This is a genomic window from Kosakonia sp. CCTCC M2018092 (assembly GCF_003864115.1).
In the GTDB taxonomy this organism is placed as follows: Bacteria; Pseudomonadota; Gammaproteobacteria; order Enterobacterales; family Enterobacteriaceae; genus Kosakonia; species Kosakonia cowanii.
Genome location: NZ_CP034225.1, coordinates 882,294 through 898,709, shown reverse-complemented (window position 1 = coordinate 898,709; position 16,416 = coordinate 882,294). Strand labels below are relative to the sequence as shown.

Annotated in this window: 16 protein-coding genes and 2 tRNA genes; 6 read left to right on the top strand and 12 right to left on the bottom strand. The window is 57.4% G+C overall.

Annotation, left to right across the window (positions count from 1 at the left end):
• Positions 1-49 precede the first annotated feature (49 nt).
• From EH164_RS04165 to cysG, 5 genes are all read right to left on the bottom strand, one after another.
• On the bottom strand, positions 50-376 hold the full coding sequence (locus EH164_RS04165; protein WP_124967390.1) for a DUF3561 family protein: 327 nt from the start codon (positions 374-376) through the stop codon (positions 50-52).
• Positions 377-485: 109 nt separating this feature from the next.
• On the bottom strand, positions 486-1,091 hold the full coding sequence (gene cysC / locus EH164_RS04160; RefSeq protein ID WP_023481107.1) for an adenylyl-sulfate kinase: 606 nt from the start codon (positions 1,089-1,091) through the stop codon (positions 486-488).
• Positions 1,091-2,518: a sulfate adenylyltransferase subunit CysN gene (gene cysN / locus EH164_RS04155; RefSeq protein WP_124967389.1), complete on the bottom strand. Its 1,428-nt coding sequence runs from the start codon at positions 2,516-2,518 to the stop codon at positions 1,091-1,093. Before cysN ends, cysC begins: the two co-directional genes overlap by 1 nt.
• Positions 2,519-2,527: 9 nt before the next feature.
• A complete protein-coding gene (gene cysD, locus EH164_RS04150; RefSeq protein WP_023481127.1) occupies positions 2,528-3,436 on the bottom strand; it encodes a sulfate adenylyltransferase subunit CysD in 909 nt (302 codons plus the stop codon).
• A gap of 9 nt (positions 3,437-3,445) precedes the next feature.
• Positions 3,446-4,852: a siroheme synthase CysG gene (gene cysG, locus EH164_RS04145; RefSeq protein ID WP_164483637.1), complete on the bottom strand. Its 1,407-nt coding sequence runs from the start codon at positions 4,850-4,852 to the stop codon at positions 3,446-3,448.
• A 245-nt stretch (positions 4,853-5,097) separates the two neighbouring features.
• Here cysG and EH164_RS04140 point away from each other — a divergent pair, with 245 nt between their 5' ends.
• The gene (locus tag EH164_RS04140) at positions 5,098-6,135 is read left to right on the top strand and encodes an aminopeptidase (RefSeq protein ID WP_124967388.1); all 1,038 of its coding nucleotides are present in this window, start codon (positions 5,098-5,100) and stop codon (positions 6,133-6,135) included.
• 90 nt (positions 6,136-6,225) lie between these two features.
• Here EH164_RS04140 and rlmM read toward each other — a convergent pair whose 3' ends face one another.
• From rlmM to EH164_RS04120, 4 genes are all read right to left on the bottom strand, one after another.
• Entirely contained in the window at positions 6,226-7,326 is a 1,101-nt protein-coding gene (rlmM, locus tag EH164_RS04135; protein WP_054803749.1) for a 23S rRNA (cytidine(2498)-2'-O)-methyltransferase RlmM, read from the bottom strand.
• A complete protein-coding gene (locus tag EH164_RS04130; protein WP_124967387.1) occupies positions 7,319-7,714 on the bottom strand; it encodes a DUF423 domain-containing protein in 396 nt (131 codons plus the stop codon). The genes rlmM and EH164_RS04130 overlap by 8 nt, the downstream gene beginning before the upstream one ends.
• 40 nt (positions 7,715-7,754) lie before the next feature.
• Positions 7,755-8,669 carry a glycine cleavage system transcriptional regulator GcvA gene (gene gcvA / locus EH164_RS04125; RefSeq protein ID WP_023481079.1) on the bottom strand — a complete coding sequence of 305 codons (915 nt, stop codon included), beginning with the start codon at positions 8,667-8,669 and terminating at the stop codon, positions 7,755-7,757.
• A 351-nt stretch (positions 8,670-9,020) separates the two neighbouring features.
• Positions 9,021-9,248, bottom strand: coding sequence for a YgdI/YgdR family lipoprotein (locus tag EH164_RS04120; RefSeq protein WP_023481080.1), 228 nt, complete (start codon positions 9,246-9,248; stop codon positions 9,021-9,023).
• A 201-nt stretch (positions 9,249-9,449) separates the two neighbouring features.
• Here EH164_RS04120 and csdA point away from each other — a divergent pair, with 201 nt between their 5' ends.
• Together csdA and csdE are read left to right on the top strand one after the other, a co-directional pair.
• Positions 9,450-10,655 (top strand): cysteine desulfurase CsdA, encoded by a 1,206-nt coding sequence (csdA, locus tag EH164_RS04115; protein ID WP_124967386.1) that lies wholly within the window; start codon positions 9,450-9,452, stop codon positions 10,653-10,655.
• Positions 10,655-11,104, top strand: a complete 450-nt coding sequence (gene csdE, locus EH164_RS04110; RefSeq protein WP_124967385.1) for a cysteine desulfurase sulfur acceptor subunit CsdE — start codon at positions 10,655-10,657, stop codon at positions 11,102-11,104. The genes csdA and csdE overlap by 1 nt, the downstream gene beginning before the upstream one ends.
• On the opposite strand, the gene tcdA is transcribed toward csdE, so the two are convergent.
• Positions 11,089-11,901 carry a tRNA cyclic N6-threonylcarbamoyladenosine(37) synthase TcdA gene (tcdA, locus tag EH164_RS04105; RefSeq protein WP_042713386.1) on the bottom strand — a complete coding sequence of 271 codons (813 nt, stop codon included), beginning with the start codon at positions 11,899-11,901 and terminating at the stop codon, positions 11,089-11,091. The two genes, csdE and tcdA, sit on opposite strands and share 16 nt — an antisense overlap.
• A gap of 69 nt (positions 11,902-11,970) precedes the next feature.
• The gene (mltA, locus tag EH164_RS04100) at positions 11,971-13,077 is read right to left on the bottom strand and encodes a murein transglycosylase A (protein ID WP_034813802.1); all 1,107 of its coding nucleotides are present in this window, start codon (positions 13,075-13,077) and stop codon (positions 11,971-11,973) included.
• 205 nt (positions 13,078-13,282) lie between these two features.
• Here mltA and EH164_RS04095 point away from each other — a divergent pair.
• Positions 13,283-13,359, top strand: a tRNA-Met gene (locus tag EH164_RS04095).
• Between the two features lie 54 nt (positions 13,360-13,413).
• Positions 13,414-13,490 (top strand) — tRNA-Met (locus EH164_RS04090).
• 98 nt (positions 13,491-13,588) lie between these two features.
• Here the strand turns inward: EH164_RS04090 and amiC are convergent.
• Positions 13,589-14,842: an N-acetylmuramoyl-L-alanine amidase AmiC gene (gene amiC / locus EH164_RS04085; RefSeq protein WP_023481090.1), complete on the bottom strand. Its 1,254-nt coding sequence runs from the start codon at positions 14,840-14,842 to the stop codon at positions 13,589-13,591.
• A 224-nt stretch (positions 14,843-15,066) separates the two neighbouring features.
• Between amiC and argA the strand changes: the two genes are divergently transcribed.
• Positions 15,067-16,398 (top strand): amino-acid N-acetyltransferase, encoded by a 1,332-nt coding sequence (gene argA / locus EH164_RS04080; protein WP_023481070.1) that lies wholly within the window; start codon positions 15,067-15,069, stop codon positions 16,396-16,398.
• Positions 16,399-16,416: the final 18 nt, after the last annotated feature.

Sequence of the window (16,416 nt, the reverse complement as noted above, 5' to 3'; positions counted from 1 at the left end):
CCCGGACACATTGCCTTAACAGGCGTTACACCTTGAAGTATGGCGCGCCTTAGCCCACCAGCCAGAGGAAAAGGAGGCCGAACATCGCCGCCACGCTGAGCAGCGTCGCCACACAACTGTAACGCAAGCGCCCATCAAGCAGCGAATGCAGGGCAATTCCCACCACTACCGAGACCGGCATCAGGGCGAGAAAAAAGGGCCAGGTATAGAGGAGAAAAAAGAGCGTATTGGAGCCGTATAAAAGAAAAGGGATTGCCAGCGCCAGCAGCCATGCGACAAAGCCCACAATGGCACCCGGAAGCGACCATGTGGGTTCGTCGGCGGTCGGGGAAAGAGACGATGACCGCGGGAGGGTAATGTTGTGACTGTTACGCATATCTGATCCTGTTGCCTGCACGACCGGTAAACGCGATACACACCTGTTCAGACGGCGCGAAAAGCAAACTCGCTAAAGCCTGAAGAGTGGGTGTATCGCCAGTACCGTCTCAGGATCTGATAATATCTCCCTGCCGCAGCAGGTCTAATAATTGGCTGACCAAATTTGTTACCAATTGTTCGCCATCGAGGTGCACTTCCGGCGCTTCTGGCGCTTCATACACCGAATCAATGCCGGTGAAATTACGCAGCTCTCCGGCGCGGGCTTTCTTGTATAACCCCTTCGGATCGCGTGCTTCGCAAATCGCCAGTGGCGTATCGACAAACACCTCAATGAAACGCCCCTCGCCGAGGCGTTCACGCACCATCTGCCGCTCGGCGCGATGGGGCGAAATAAAGGCGGTCAACACCACCAGCCCCGACTCCACCATCAGCTTCGCCACTTCGCCGACCCGGCGAATATTCTCTTTACGATCCGCATCGCTAAAGCCTAAATCGCTGCACAGACCGTGGCGCACGTTATCGCCATCAAGCAGATAGGTGCTGACGCCCGCGCGGTGCAGCGCCTCTTCCAGCGCCCCCGCCACGGTCGATTTACCGGAGCCGGAAAGCCCGGTAAACCAGAGCACAACCCCACGATGGCCGTGGAGCTGTTCGCGCTGCTGCGGCGTTACCGGATGGGCATGCCAGACGACGTTTTCGTCATGCTGCGCCATTATTTGCCTCCCAGCAGATCGCGCGCGCCCCAGTGCGGGAAGTGCTTACGCACCAGCTGGTTCAACTCCAGTTCAAAAGCGCTGAATTCCGATGGTACAACCTGCGCATCGGTGTGCACTTCACGCACCATGCCCGCGCCAACGGTGACGTTGCTCAGGCGATCGATAAAGATCATCCCGCCGGTCACCGGGTTCTGCTGATAAGGATCGAGGGTCAGCGGCTCATCAAAGGTGACGTCAACCAGCCCGATACCGTTCAGCGGCAGGCTTTCCACCTCACGCTGGGTCAGGTTGTTGATATCGACCTGGTACTGAACGTTGTCGATGCGCGCGCGGGTTTTCTTGCCCGCCACTTTGACCTCAAAACTTTGTCCCGCCTGCAACGGCTGCTCCGCCATCCACACCACATCGAGCGAGGCGCGCTGCACCGACGGCAGTGTTTCCTGTGCGTCGAGGATCAGATCGCCGCGGCTGATATCAATCTCATCTTTCAGGACGAGGGTAATCGCTTCGCCCGCGCCCGCTTCCTGCAGATCGCCATCAAAGGTGACGATACGTGCGATGGTTGACTCCACGCCCGACGGCAGCACTTTGATGCGCTGCCCGACCTTGACCACGCCGGAGGCCAGCGTGCCGGAGAAGCCGCGGAAATCGAGGTTCGGGCGGTTAACATACTGCACCGGGAAGCGCATCGGCTGGCTCTCCACCACACGCTTGATTTCAACGGTTTCGAGCATCTCCAGCAGCGTCGGGCCGCTGTACCACGCCATCTTGTCGCTCTGGCTGGCAACGTTGTCGCCCTCCAGCGCCGAGAGCGGCACAAAGCGAATATCGAGATCGCCCGGCAACTGTTCGGCAAAAGTGAGGTAATCCTGGCGAATAGAATCGAAAGTCGCTTCGCTAAACTCCACCAGATCCATCTTGTTCACCGCCACCACCAGGTGTTTGATGCCAAGCAGCGTGGAGATAAAGCTGTGGCGGCGGGTCTGATCCAGCACGCCTTTGCGCGCATCGATCAGCAGGATCGCCAGATCGCAGGTGGAAGCACCGGTCGCCATATTGCGGGTGTACTGCTCATGCCCCGGCGTGTCGGCAATAATAAATTTGCGCTTCTCGGTGGAGAAGTAACGATACGCCACGTCAATGGTAATGCCCTGCTCGCGCTCGGCCTGCAGGCCATCCACCAGCAGCGCAAGATCGAGTTTCTCGCCTTGGGTGCCGTGGCGTTTGCTGTCATTGTGCAGCGTTGAGAGTTGATCTTCGTAGATCTGGCGAGTGTCGTGCAGCAGACGGCCGATCAGCGTGCTCTTGCCGTCATCGACGCTGCCGCAGGTAAGAAAACGCAGCAGGCTTTTGTGTTGCTGGGCATGCAGGTACGCTTCAACGCCGCCTTCATCCGCAATTTGTTGTGCAATAGTGGTGTTCATGGCGGCTCCTTAGAAATAACCCTGGCGTTTTTTCAGCTCCATCGAGCCGGCCTGATCGCGGTCGATCACGCGCCCCTGACGCTCGCTGGTGGTCGAGATCAGCATCTCTTCGATGATCTCCGGCAGCGTCTGCGCGTGGGACTCCACCGCGCCGGTCAGCGGCCAGCAACCGAGGGTACGGAAACGCACCATGCGTTTTTCAATCACTTCGCCCGGCTGCAGATCGATACGGTCATCGTCGATCATCATCAGCATGCCGTCGCGCTCCAGTACCGGTCGCTCGGCGGCCAGATAGAGCGGCACGATCTCAATATTTTCCAGGAAGATGTACTGCCAGATATCGAGCTCGGTCCAGTTGGAGAGCGGGAAAACGCGGATGCTTTCGCCTTTGTTGATCTGGCCGTTGTAGTTATGCCACAGCTCCGGACGCTGGTTTTTCGGGTCCCAGCGGTGAAAACGGTCGCGGAAGGAGTAGATTCGCTCTTTAGCGCGCGACTTCTCTTCGTCACGGCGCGCGCCGCCAAATGCGGCGTCAAAACCATACTTGTTCAACGCCTGCTTGAGCCCTTCGGTTTTCATAATGTCAGTGTGTTTCGCGCTGCCATGCACGAACGGGTTGATACCCATCGCCACCCCTTCCGGGTTTTTATGCACCAGCAGCTCGCAGCCGTAGGCTTTGGCGGTACGGTCGCGGAATTCATACATCTCGCGGAATTTCCAGCCGGTATCGACATGCAGCAGTGGGAACGGCAGCGTGCCCGGATAGAAGGCTTTACGCGCCAGGTGCAGCATCACGCTGGAGTCTTTGCCGATGGAGTACATCATCACCGGATTGGCAAACTCGGCGGCCACTTCGCGAATGATATGGATGCTTTCCGCCTCCAGTTGTCGCAGGTGAGTGAGTCGTTTTTCGTCCATATCCCTTCCTTAAGCCAGATTAATCACGGAAGCGTCAAACGCCGCCGTAGCTGTCGTTTGCTGGAACCAGGCCAGTTCGCGATGAAGCGCAACCACTTCACCCACCACTAACAGGGCGGGCATCGGCGCGCCTGTAGCCAGTTCCTCAAGTTGTTCTAATGTGCCGGTAGTAATCTGTTGATCGGCGCGCGTGCCGCGGGAGATCACCGCCACCGGCGTGGTGCGCTCACGGCCGTGGGCAATCAGTTGTGCGCTGATCTCGGCCGCTTTCATGGTGCCCATATAGATCGCCAGCGTCTGGCGGCTTTGCGCCAGCTGCGACCAGTCGAACGGCGCGCTGTCGGCTTTGTAGTGCCCGGTCACGAAGGTGACGCTCTGGGCGAAATCCCGGTGCGTCAGCGGGATACCGGCATACGCCGTCGCGCCGGATGCCGCAGTCACGCCCGGCACCACCTGGAACGGGATGCCCGCTTCAGCCGCCGCCTGTAGCTCTTCGCCGCCGCGACCAAAGATAAAGGGATCGCCACCTTTCAGGCGCACGACGGTTTTCCCCTCCTGCGCCGCTTCTACAAGCATGCGATTGGTTTCGTGCTGCGGCACGGCATGCACGCCCGCCCGTTTACCAACGCAGATCTTCTCCGCGTCGCGGCGGGTTAACTCCAGCACCGCATCGCTCACCAGATGGTCGTAAAAGACCACATCGGCCTGCTGGATCACCTGCAAACCGCGCAGGGTCAGCAAGCCCGCATCGCCCGGCCCGGCACCGACGAGGATAATCTCGCCGCTGGCCGACCCCGGCTGCTGTAACTCCGCTTCCAGCGCCCGCTCTGCCGCAGGCTCGTCGCCTGCCGCCATCAGGCTGGCAAAACGCCCGCGAAAAGCGCTCTCCCAGAAGCGACGGCGATCGTCCGTGGTGCGGCGAAACGCTTTAATGCGCGTGCGCCAGCGCCCGGCCACGGCTGCCATCCGCCCGAGATTCCCCGGCAGCAGCGCCTCAATCTTTTCACGCAGCAGACGCGCCAGCACCGGTGCATTGCCGCCGGAGGAGATGGCGACGATCAGCGGCGAACGGTCAACAATAGAGGGGAAAATAAAGGAGCAGAGCGGCTGATCGTCCACCACGTTAACCAGCCGATGGCGCGCGTTGGCGGCGTCAAAGACCCGGCGGTTAAGGGCTGCATCGTTAGTTGCCGCAATCACCAGAAACACTGCATCAAGCTGCGACTCGTCAAACTCCGTCGCTACCCAGTGAACGGCCTGCTCATCGGCAAGCTGTTGCAGTTGCGGATCGAGTCGTCTGGCCACTATCTGTACGTGCGCGCCCGCACGGCGCAAAAAGGTGATTTTGCGCGCGGCAATTTCACCGCCGCCAATCACTAAAACAGGGCGGTCTTTTACAGCAGCAAACAGAGGCAGGTAATCCACAACGTTGTAACTCACTCACAGCCAGCAATAGGGGGACTATAGGGGGCGCGTTAGAACGAATGAAATTACGAATTGGAATGAGTAGTTCCGCAAAAGAATAAAGAGCTGGGAAAGCTCATACCAAAAAGTGCTTAAGGTGAGATTTTTCGCATGGTTAACGACAAATGAAATTGTGCAAACTCCGTCACAGTTTCATACTAAGCCCGTTTAAAATCTTGCTGCATAAAGGACTCACTATGTTTTCCGCATTGCGCCTCCGTACCGCTGCCCTGGCGCTCGGCGTATGCTTTATCCTTCCGGTTGCTGCCCGCTCTTCCCAACCCGGTGACATGGCAAATGAACAGGCGCGGCATATTGCCAGCCTCTTTCCCGGCCGCATGACCGGCACGCCGGCCGAAATGCTCAGCGCGGACTATCTCCAGCAGCAGTTTTCCCAGATGGGTTATCAGAGCGATATCCGTAAGTTCAAAACCCGCTACCGCTACAGCACCAAAGATAATCAGCAGAGCTGGCAGAATGTGACCGGCAGTTCGGTGATCGCCGCCCATGAAGGGCGCGTGCCGCAGCAGATTATCGTGATGGCGCATCTTGATACCTACGCGCCGCAAAGCGATGCCGATGTTGATAACAACCTCGGCGGTTTAACGTTGCAGGGCATTGATGACAATGCTGCCGCGCTTGGCGTGATGCTTGAACTGGCGCAGGCGCTGAAAACGACGCCGACGGAGTACACCGTGCGCTTTGTCGCCACCAGCGGCGAAGAGGAGGGCCAGCTTGGCGCAGAGAGCTTTCTCGATCGCATGAGCGAGAAAGAGCGCAAAAACACCCTGCTGGTGATTAACCTCAATAACCTGATCGTTGGCGACAAACTCTATTTTACCAGCGGCAAAAATACCCCGGCCTCGGTGCGGAAACTGACGCGCGACCGTGCGCTGGCGATTGCCCGCTCGCACGGCATTCAGGCGTTAAGCGCCCCGGCGAGTACGGAGAAGCGCAGCGCCTGCTGCCATGACGCGCAGGTGTTTGATAACGCGATGATCCCGGTGCTGTCGGTGGAAGCCGCCAACTGGTCTCTGGGCAATAAAGATGGCACTCAGCAAAGGGCAAAGTCGAAGGCGTTTCCGGATGGCGTGAGCTATCACCGCGCGCGGCTTGATAACCAGATCTATATCGATAAGGCGCTGCCGGGGCGAATTGAACACCGCAGCCGCGATGTGATGCGGATTATGCTGCCGTTGGTTAAAGAGCTAGCCAGGGCGGGAAATAAAAAATAAGCCTGCAGGTTTTAATTGCAGGCTATCTGAACAGGGGCAGTGCGCAACAGACAGTACGCGAAGTTTTGAGCACCGCTCCGTTTAGAAGGATTAACGCTCGTCCCTGCGTCCACCCACTGCCGCCCACATTCTGCGAATATGAACCGTCACCTCTTCACGATCGTGATAGAGCTGACGCGCCTGGATCTGCGCGGCGATGCCGTGCTCATCCAGCTGCTGCTGAATATAGGCGAGATTGTTGGAGACCTCTTCATAGCGCTTTTTCATCGGCAGCTTGAGGTTAAAGATGGTTTCACGACACCACCCTTCTGTTAACCACTGCGCCATCAGCGCCGCCACTTTTGCCGGTTTTTCAACCATATCGCACACCATCCAGGAGATGTTGCTGCGCGTCGGGCGATAACGGAAACCATCTTCGCGCAGCCAGGTCACCTGGCCGGTGTCCATCAGGCTCTGCGCCATCGGACCGTTATCCACGGACGAGACCCACATGTTGCGCTTCACCAGTTGGTAGGTCCAGCCGCCGGGGCAGGCCCCAAGATCAACGGCATACATGCCGTTTGCCAGACGCTCATCCCACTCATCGGCAGGAATAAAGACGTGAAACGCCTCTTCCAGCTTCAGCGTCGAGCGGCTCGGCGCATCGGACGGGAACTTCAGGCGCGGAATGCCCATATAGAAAGGTGAGTTGTTGTATGAGTAGGAGTACCCGGTGTAGCAGCAGCCCGGCGCAATAAAGAAGATATGCACCACCGGGCGGCTCGCCGAGTCGCTGCGCGCCAGAATGCCCGCTTCACGCAGCGCACCGCGCAGCGGCACGGTGAACTTGCGGCAGAACTTCATCAGCTCTTTGCTTTCGTTGGTATCTGCCACTTCAACGCGCAGATCGCCGCCCTTCTCCACCACGCCCTGCAACATGCCAACGATCGGCGTAATGCGATCGTCCGGCGGCAGGTCGCGCAGCAGTTCCCCGACAACAAACATCTGGCGGGCAAAAATCAGCGAGCTGAACGGCAGCTCGCGCGCCAGTTTGTCGGCATCTTCCTGCTGATAGCACTCAAAAATGACATAGCCCGCGTTCTCTTTCACGCGGGCAAAACCGAACACGTTCTGGCGTCCGGCTTTATCGGTAATTTCGGCTGCGCACTCTTTCTCAAAACCCGGGCGGCACAGCAATACCACTTTATTCATGAACAACGCCCCTACGTTTCAGACGAATTGCGCCAATTAACATTAATGCCCAGCCGATTAAGAAGCAGACGCCGCCGACCGGGGTAACAAACGCCCACAGGCGTAAATGGGAGAGCGCGAGGCAATAGAGGCTACCGCTGAACAGCACGGTGCCAAGCGCCAGGAACACGCTGCTCCAGTAAAACCAGATGCTGATGCGGCGCTGCATCGCTACCGCAAGACCGAACACCGCTAAGGTGTGGAACGCCTGATACTCAAGGCCGGTCTGGATCCAGCTCATCTCGGTGACGCCGAGTGACTTGCTCAACACGTGCGCGCCAAACGCGCCCAACGCGACAAAGATAAAACCGCTTACGGCGGCAAAAATCAGCATAAAACGGCTGGTCATGTTACTTCCCCAAGAGTCATACGCGCCCTGCGCGCGCGAATTATTGTTCGTAGCGGAAACGGAATTTTTCCTGCTCGCTTGCCGCTTTGGCCAGGATCCACTGACGAAAGGCCGCTATTTTACCCAGTTCTGCCTGGCTGTCATGACAAACCAGATAAAAAGCATTTTTACTCACCAGCACATCGTTAAACGGGCAGACCAGACGGCCCGCTTCGATCTCCGATTGCGCCATCACATTGTTCGCCAGCGCCACGCCCTGGCCGTGGATCGCCGCCTGTAACACCATTGAGCTGTGGCTGAAGATCGGCCCCTGCTGAACATTGAGGTTAACGCCCAGCTGACGGGTATAGGTTTGCCAGTCGCGGCGCGAGGCGTCATGTAAAAGGGTATGGCGCGCCAGATCGTCCGGCGTCTTTAACGCCTTCTCGCCGGTCAGCAGCAGCGGCGAGCAGACCGGGAGAAGATATTCGGCATAAAGTTTTTCCACGCGCAGGCCCGGCCAGTTGCCGCGACCGTAGAAGATCGCCACGTCAACATCGTCGGCGAGCTTGTCCTCTTCGCGGTCGACCGCCTGGATGCGCACGTCGATTCCCGGATAAGCTGAGTTAAAGCTGGAGAGTCTCGGCACCAGCCACTGAATGGCGAAACTGGGCAGCAAGCTGACGGTCAGCGCGCCCTTGGCGCTGCGCGCCTGCAATTTGCGGGTGGCTTCATTGAGCTGGGAAAATATCTCTTTGATATCCTGAAAATAACTCTGCCCCTCCTCCGTTAACAACAGCGAACGGTTGCGGCGTCGAAAGAGTTTCAGGCCGAGAAAATCCTCGAGAGACTTGATTTGGTGACTTACTGCGGCCTGCGTCACAAATAGCTCATCGGCCGCGCGGGTAAAACTTAAATGGCGGGCAGCGGCATCAAAAACACGTAATGCATTAAGAGGTGGTAATCGCTTGGACATGGTTTATCAGGCTTAGATGTAAACTGAATTTAACAAACAGGAAACAGCAGTTAACCTATTAGTTTTTTTTATCTGAGCCATTATAAATTGTCCGTTGAGGTTGCACCAGCAAATACCTATAGTGGCGCCACTTCCTGAAGCCGGAACGAAAAGTGTTTTGGAATTGAGATTCTGAAGGGCTTTTGGCTTACGGTTGTGATGTTGTGTTGTTGTGTTTGCAATTAGGTCTGCATTTCAGACCCCGGTAGCGACGCTACCCCTTTTTCACTTCCTGTACATTTACCCTGTCTGTCCATAGTGATTAATGTAGCACCGCAAATTGCGGTGCTTTTTTTTGCCTGGCGTTCTGGATTATTTCTCCAGAGCAACCATCTCTTTCACGTCAGAACGGTTGATCTGCTGCTCATTACCGTTGGCGTCTTTGTAGGAAATCATACCTGTCTGGTCGTCAGTTTTCGGCTTGCCTTCGGAAATGATTGTACGGCCATCGTTGGTGTGCAACGCGTAGTTCGGGCTGGAACAGGCGCTCAGGGCGAAAGCTAAAGTACAAGCAGAAATAATTGCGGCAGTCTTCTTCATCTTCTTCTCCTTGATTTATTCTGGCAATTAATGCTGTGAAATACTCTTACAGGAAGAGTCTCAAACACGTTACTTACACTTATCAGCATAACCTGCTTATGCGGATCCGCCAGTACAAACAGATAATTCCGATGGTTATCAATCCCCTTGCCCACAGAAAAAAAGTGCGCGACCATCGTCGGCCTACAGATGAGGATAAGTATGAACGCATTTAATCCTTCGCAGTTTCGCGCCCAGTTTCCGGCGCTGGCCGACGCGGGTGTCTACCTCGACAGCGCCGCGACCGCGCTGAAACCACAGACGGTAATTGACGCCACGCAGCAGTTCTACAGCCTGAGCGCTGGCAATGTTCACCGCAGCCAGTTTGCCGAAGCGCAGCAGCTCACCGCCCGCTACGAAGCCGCACGTGACCAGGTCGCCACGCTGATTAACGCGCCTTCCGGCAAAAATATTGTCTGGACGCGTGGCACCACGGAAGCGATCAACATGGTTGCCCAGTGCTATGCCCGCCCGCGCTTAAAAGCTGGCGATGAGATCATTGTCAGCGAGGCGGAGCACCACGCCAACCTGGTGCCGTGGCTGATGGTTGCGGAGCAGACCGGCGCAAAGGTGGTGAAACTGCCGCTGGCGGACGATCGCCTGCCGGATCTTAACCAGCTTCCTGCCCTTATCACCCCCCGCAGCCGCATCCTGGCGCTGGGACAGATGTCCAACGTCACCGGCGGCTGCCCGGATCTGGCCCGCGCCATTACGCTTGCCCATCAGACTGGCATGGTGGTGATGGTTGATGGCGCGCAGGGCGTGGTCCATTTTCCCGCCGACGTACAGCAGCTCGATATCGATTTTTACGCCTTCTCCGGTCATAAACTCTATGGTCCGAACGGCATTGGCGCGCTCTATGGCAAAGCGGAACTGCTGGAGGCGATGACGCCGTGGCTCGGCGGCGGCAAGATGATCAGCGAAGTGACCTTTGGCGGTTTCACCACGCAGCCGGTGCCTTACAAGCTCGAAGCGGGCACCCCTAACGTGGCGGGGGTGATTGGCTTAAGCGCCGCGCTGGAGTGGCTGAACGGAATTGATATTGCGCAGGCGGAACGCTACAGCCGCGGGCTGGCAACGCTGGCGGAAGAGCAGCTGGCACTGCGCCCCGGTTTCCGCTCATTCCGCTGCCAGGACTCCAGCCTGCTGGCCTTCACGTTTGACGGCGTGCATCACAGCGATATGGTGACGCTGCTGGCGGGTTACGGCATCGCTCTGCGCGCGGGCCAGCACTGTGCCCAGCCGCTGCTCGCCGCGCTTGGCGTCAACGGCACGCTACGCGCCTCATTTGCGCCCTATAATACTCAACAGGATGTCGATGCGCTGGTCAGCGCCGTCGACCGTGCTCTGGAACTATTGGTGGATTGATGACAAGCCCTGCATTCGCCGGACATCCGTTCGGCACCGTGGTCACTGAAGAGACACTGCGCCAGACCTTTGGCGCGCTCAGCTCGTGGGAAGAGAAGTACCGCCAGCTGATTATGCTCGGCAAGCAGTTGCCTGCCGCAACGGACGAGATAAAAGCGCAGGCGCAGGAGATCCCCGGCTGCGAAAACCGCGTCTGGCTCGGCTCAACGCGTCTGCCCGATGGCACGCTACACTTCTTTGGCGACAGCGAAGGGCGCATCGTGCGCGGTTTGTTAGCGGTCTTGCTGACGGCGGTGGAGGGCAAACGCCCGCAGTCACTTATAGAGAACGATCCGCTGGCGCTGTTTGATGAGTTGGGGCTGCGCAATCAGTTGAGCGCCTCGCGCAGCCAGGGGCTGGCGGCGCTGGCCGCCGCCGTGCAGGAGCAGGCTCGTCAGGCGCTGGCCTGACGCTCTGCTTTCGCCATCAGTTTTTTTAACGCATGGGAGACCGCGACAAAGCCAAAGGTGGCGGTCACCATCGTTGCTGCACCAAACCCGGCGGCGCAATCCATCCGTTTTGGCCCTTCCGCACTGCTTTTCATCGCACACACCGAGCCATCCGCCTGCGGGTAGACCAGCGCTTCAGTTGAAAAGACGCAGTCGATGCCGAGTTTGCCTTTGCTGTTTTTCACCACGCCGAAATCGCTCTTCAGCCGCTCACGCAGCTTCGCCGCCAGCGGATCCTGAATGGTTTTCGCCAGATCGCTCACCTGGATCTGCGTCGGATCGATCTGTCCGCCCGCGCCGCCGGTGGTCACCAGCGGGATCTTATTGCGTCGGCAATAGGCGATCAGCGCCGCTTTTGGCCGCACGCTATCAATGGCGTCAATCACATAGCTGAACGAGGTGCTCATCAGCTGCGCGACGTTATCGGCGGTAACGAAATCATCGATCACCGTGACGCGGCACTCCGGGTTGATGTCGCGAATGCGCGCGGCCATCACTTCCGCTTTCGCCTCGCCGACGGTGTCGCGCAGGGCATGGATCTGCCGGTTGGTGTTGGTGACGCAGACATCATCCATATCAATCAGCGTGATGGCGCCAATTCCGGTGCGCGCCAGCGCTTCGGCGACCCACGAACCAACGCCACCGATGCCGACCACGCAGATATGCGCATCGGCAAACCACTGCAACGCTTTTTCACCATACAAACGCGCCGTCCCGCCAAAGCGCTGGCGCCAGGCGTCGCTGATTACTGCTGACATATGAAACCTCAAGCTGAAACAGAGAACCCCCTCCGGGACCGGAAGGGGTGAAGAGTTTACCACATTCGTTTAGCCGCTAAAGACGTTGCCCGTCAGACCCGCGCCCGGCGCGTTCTTCAGGATCCAGACGCGGCCATAGTGGTTATACCAGCCAGCGCGATGCCCGGCTTCTGCGCCGATACCCTGATAGATGTCGAAGTGCTGGCCTTTAATTGCCCCGCCAACATCCAGCGCCACCATCAGGCGCAGCTCATACTGGCCGTTGAATTTGCCTTTACTGTCCAGCTGCGGCACTTCTGCCAGCAGCGTCGTGCCCGGTGGGATCACGGTTTTATCAGAGGCGACCGACGCGCGGCCAATCAGCGGCACGGAGCTGGCGCCTTTTACCGGAGCCCAGGATTGCGGTTTAAAGAAGACAAAGGAGGCGTTCTCCTCCAGCAGCGCGCGCACTTCCGCTTCACTGTGCTTCTCGCCCCATTCGCGAATCGCCTGCATCGACATATCTTCGCGCTTCACTTCACCGCGATCGATCAGCACTTTGCCGATGCTGCGATAGGCGTGACCATTTTTACCGGCGTAGCTAAAGAAGTTGAGCGGGCTGCCGTCACCGAAATCGATATAGCCGCTGCCCTGCACATCCATAATGAAGTTGTCCATCAGCGAGTTGCTGTAGGCCAGCACATAGTTCTCGCTGAGCGCCCCGGCGTAGATCTCCGCGCGCGAAGGCAGGCGGCCGCGTTTAGACGGCATGCGGTAGATAGGATACTGGAACTCGCCCTGGCGGGTGTGGCGCGCCTGCACCACCGGCGTGTAGTAGCCGGTAAACTGCACGTTGCCGTAGTTGTCTGTGCCTTCCATCTGCCAGGCGTCAATGCCGTACTGGCGCAGCGAGCGGGTATCGCCCCCGGCGCGCAGCCAGGCTTCAATGGCGTTATAGACGCTGCTCTGGTTGCCATAAAGGCGCGGCGCAGAGCTTCTGATCTGGCTCACCTGCTCGGAGAAGTCTCCGGCATTAATTGGTGCGCCCACGGCGTCAGGCTGATTAACGAGGGAAAAAGGCTGAGAGAATTTTCCGTCTTTATACTGTTGACCGCGATCGGTCGGTTTAGAAGAGCAGGACGCGAGAAGTGCCACCATCGCGCCTGTGAGTACGAACCTAGCCCAACGTGCTTTCATTGTTTCTCATCTTTTGGTTAACCCCAAGCCGGATGAAGATAACAAACCACTGTGGCTAATGAAATGCACACGAACATTCCGATATCAGTTTTGTTTAAATCTTAAGCACATTGTGTTGTTTTTAAACATAAAGTCCTTAAATCGACAAATGTCGCAAAAAAAGGTTGCATCAAATCGTCTACGGCGTATAGTGCGCTTCCACGGACGCGGGATGGAGCAGCCTGGTAGCTCGTCGGGCTCATAACCCGAAGGTCGTCGGTTCAAATCCGGCTCCCGCAACCAATTAAAATGTGGAAGAAAGAAAAAGTTTACATGATGGAAGTGTAAACAGACGGACGCGGGGTGGAGCAGCCTGGTAGCTCGTCGGGCTCATAACCCGAAGGTCGTCGGTTCAAATCCGGCCCCCGCAACCAACACAATAAACACCTTAACGGGTGTTTTTTTGTTTCTGGCGTTTGTAAAACCGCGCAGCAAACAAGACAAAAAAATGGCGCCCTTCGGCGCCATTCTGTTATCCCCTTCTCGCCAGCGTCGCGCCATCCGCGAAGTAGGCTTTAATCCCTGCCAGAATCGACTCTGCGACTTCCTGCTGGAATTTTGCGGTCTTGAGCTTACGCTCCTCTTCCACGTTACTGATAAACGCCGTCTCAACCAGAATCGACGGGATATCCGGCGCTTTCAGCACCGCAAATCCCGCCTGCTCGACGCTGTTCTTGTGCAGGTTATTGACGCGCCCCAGCTTATTAAGCACCGCTTTGCCAAACTTCAGGCTGTCGTTGATGGTCAGCGACTGCACCATATCGAACATGGTGTGATCGAGATAGCGGTCACCGCTTTTGCTTACGCCACCAATCAAGTCCGCCGCGTTCTGCGTATCCGCCAGATATTTCGCCGCCGTACTGGTCGCCCCTTTGGTCGACAGCGCGAAAACGGACGAACCGTGCGGCTGGCGGCTGCTAAAGGCATCGGCGTGAATCGAGACAAAGAGGTCGGCGCGCTGCTTCTGCGCTTTCGCCACCCGCACCTTCAGCGGAATAAAGACATCCTCGTTGCGGGTCATATAGGACTTCATATTGCCCTCTTTCTCGATGAGCGCATGCAGACGGCGAGCGATTTGCAGCACCACATCCTTCTCACGGGTTTTATATTTCCCCGTCGCCCCCGGATCTTCGCCGCCATGACCGGGATCGAGCATGATCACAATTGGCCTGTCGCGCCCGGCTTTGCCCGGCTGCGGGCCGCTCTGCGCGGGCGGCACCTGCTTATCAAGATCGCCCTGGTTGTACTCTTCAAGCAGCGCCAGCAGCGGATCCTGCACATCCTGCGCATTCGCCGGATAGAGATCCATCACCAGACGCTCTTTGAAGCCTGCGACCGGCGCCAGCGCAAAGAGTTGGGGTTTCACATTCTGCTTAAGTTCAAACACCATGCGCACCGTCTGCGGATCGAACTGACCCACGCGGGCTGATTTGATAAAGGGATCGTCACTGCGAATCTGCGTTCCCATGCCCTTAAGCACGGAGTTGAGGTGAACGCCTTGCAGATCCACCACCAGGCGGTCGGGGTTGCTCAAGGCGAACTGTTTGTACTTCACCACGCGGTTCGATTCCACCGTCACACGGGTATAGCTCGACGCAGGCCAGACGCGCACGGCGACCACCTGACTGACGGCGGCCAGGCCAACCTGGCTCACGCTTAATAACCACATCGCCCCCGCACCCTGTAATAATTTGCGGCGGCTCAGCGCTGAATGACTTCCCGACATGCTTCTCCCGAGCAATTTGTTTAAATAATGCTTAACGTCAGAATTGACGGAAAACTTTAGCGAATGATGCATAAACTGTCATCTTTTAAAGGGTAAACATATGTCTGGCGCTATGCTTCACAAAGACGGGAGAATCCTGGGTTAAGAAAATTTGTGCTTGCAGCGAAGGCAATAAAAGAATAAAAATACACTTTTTACGAATAATCATGCAGTGAGGACAGGCCGTGGTCAAAGAGCGCAGAACCGAACTGGTGCAGGGATTTCGCCATTCCGTTCCCTATATCAACGCCCATCGGGGAAAGACATTCGTCATTATGCTCGGGGGTGAAGCCATCGAGCATGAAAACTTCTCCAGCATTGTCAACGACATCGGCCTGCTGCATAGCCTCGGGATCAGGCTAGTGGTAGTCTATGGCGCGCGCCCGCAAATCGACGCCAACCTTGCTGAACATCACCACGAACCGATCTACCACAAACACACCCGCGTTACCGACGCCAAAACCCTTGAACTGGTGAAACAGGCCGCAGGGCTTTTGCAGCTGGATATCACTGCGCGGCTGTCGATGAGCCTCAACAATACGCCGTTACAGGGCGCGCATATCAATGTGGTCAGCGGTAACTTTATTATTTCGCAGCCGCTGGGCGTTGATGACGGCGTTGACTACTGCCACAGCGGCCGCATTCGCCGTATTGATGAAGAGGCGATCCACCGCCAGCTCGACAGCGGCGCGATTGTGCTGATGGGGCCGGTTGCGGTTTCCGTCACCGGAGAGAGCTTTAACCTCACCTCCGAAGAGATTGCCACCCAGCTGGCGATCAAGCTGAAAGCGGAGAAGATGATCGGCTTTTGCTCGTCGCAGGGTGTGATGAATGATGAAGGTGAGATTGTTTCAGAACTGTTCCCTAACGACGCGCAGGCGCGTGTCGAAGAGCTGGAGCAGCGCGGCGACTACCACTCCGGCACCGTGCGTTTCCTGCGCGGCGCGGTAAAAGCATGCCGCAGCGGCGTGCGTCGCAGCCACTTAATCAGCTATCAGGAAGATGGCTCGCTGTTGCAGGAGCTTTTCTCCCGCGACGGTATTGGTACGCAGATTGTGATGGAGAGCGCCGAGCAGATCCGCCGCGCCACCATTAACGATATCGGCGGCATTCTGGAACTGATCCGCCCGCTGGAACAGCAGGGCATCCTGGTGCGCCGCTCCCGCGAGCAGCTGGAGATGGAGATCGATAAGTTCACGATCATTGAGCGCGACAACCTGACTATCGCCTGCGCGGCGCTCTATCCCTTCCCGGAAGAGAAGATTGGCGAGATGGCCTGCGTGGCCGTGCATCCTGATTATCGTAGCTCGTCACGCGGCGAAGCGCTGCTGGAGCGTATTGCGTTGCAGGCGCGGCAGATGGGACTCAGCAAGCTGTTTGTGCTCACCACCCGCAGCATTCACTGGTTCCAGGAGCGCGGCTTTACGCCGGTGGATATCGACTCGCTGCCTGAAACCAAAAAGCAGATGTACAACTACCAGCGGCGCTCAAAAGTGCTGATGGCCGATCTGACCTGATTCACGCCCCGCCCTATG